We start from the raw sequence: 1178 nt of genomic DNA on the forward strand, positions 1-1178 counted from the left end.
CGCGATGAGCTGGGCCAGGTCACGCGCTATGAATATGACGACGACCTGCACCTGGTCAGCCGCCGTATCAACCCCGATGGCACTCAACTGCGTTACCGCTACGACAACGTGCGGCTGCTGCTCAGCGAGATCGAAAACGAATCTGGCGAGACCTACCAGTTGGAGTACGGCCCGAGTGGACTGATCCGTCAGGAGACCGAGTTCGACGGGCGGCGCACCGCGTACCGCTACGATCTCAACGGCCATCTGCTGGAAAAAACCGAGTTCGGCGACGACGGTTCGCGGCTGATTACCGGCTATCAACGCGATACGGCGGGACGGCTGTTGGTCAAAACCCTGGCCGACGGCAGCCAGGTCAATTACCACTACGACGCCTTGGGCCGTCTGGTCAGTGTCGACGACGGTAACGACTGGCCGCTGGAATTCGGTTACGACGCCCAAGACCGCTTGATCACCGAGCATCAGGGCTGGGGCACGCTGCGTTACCGCTACGACGCCTGTGGCCAACTCAACCATCTGCGCCTGCCCGACAACAGCAAACTCGATTTCCACCACGCCAAGGGCGGCGCGCTGACGGCCATCGACCTCAATGGCGCGCGGCTCACCAGCCACACCTTTGCGCAGGGCCGCGAACAACAACGTCAACAAGGCCAGCTGCTCAGCCAGTACCGCTACGATGAACAGGGCCGGCTGCAGGCGCATGCCGTCTCTCAATATGAACAGCCACGCTACCGCCGCGACTACGCCTACGGCGCCAACGGCAACCTCGATTTCATCGCCGACAGCCGCCATGGCCAGCGCAACTATCACTACGACCCGCTGAACCGTCTGGTGCGCGTCCGCCATTCCCGCGATCCGCAGCCGGAAAGCTTCGGCCACGACCCGGCCAGCAACCTGCTGATGCAGGATCGTCCGGGGCTGGCGACGATCAAGGGCAACCGCCTGCTGATACAAGGCGACCGCCATTACGACTACGACGCTTTCGGCAACCTGATCTTTGAGCACCGCGGCACCGCGCAAAAGCTGGTCACCGAATACCGCTACGACTGCCAGCACCGCTTGATCGGCGTGACCCTGCCCGACGGCAGCAGCGCGACCTACCGCTACGACGCCTTCGGCCGCCGCACCGCGAAAACCGTCGCCGGTAAAACCACCGAGTTCTTCTGGCAAGGCGAACA

At 63.0% G+C, this 1178-nt stretch carries 1 pseudogene; it reads left to right on the forward strand.

Annotation, left to right across the window (positions count from 1 at the left end):
• Positions 1–1178, forward strand: a pseudogene (locus tag NTD87_RS10860) (type IV secretion protein Rhs); the annotation flags it as partial.

The sequence above is a fragment of the Pseudomonas sp. 6D_7.1_Bac1 genome (assembly GCF_025465945.1).
Taxonomy (GTDB): domain Bacteria; phylum Pseudomonadota; class Gammaproteobacteria; order Pseudomonadales; family Pseudomonadaceae; genus Aquipseudomonas.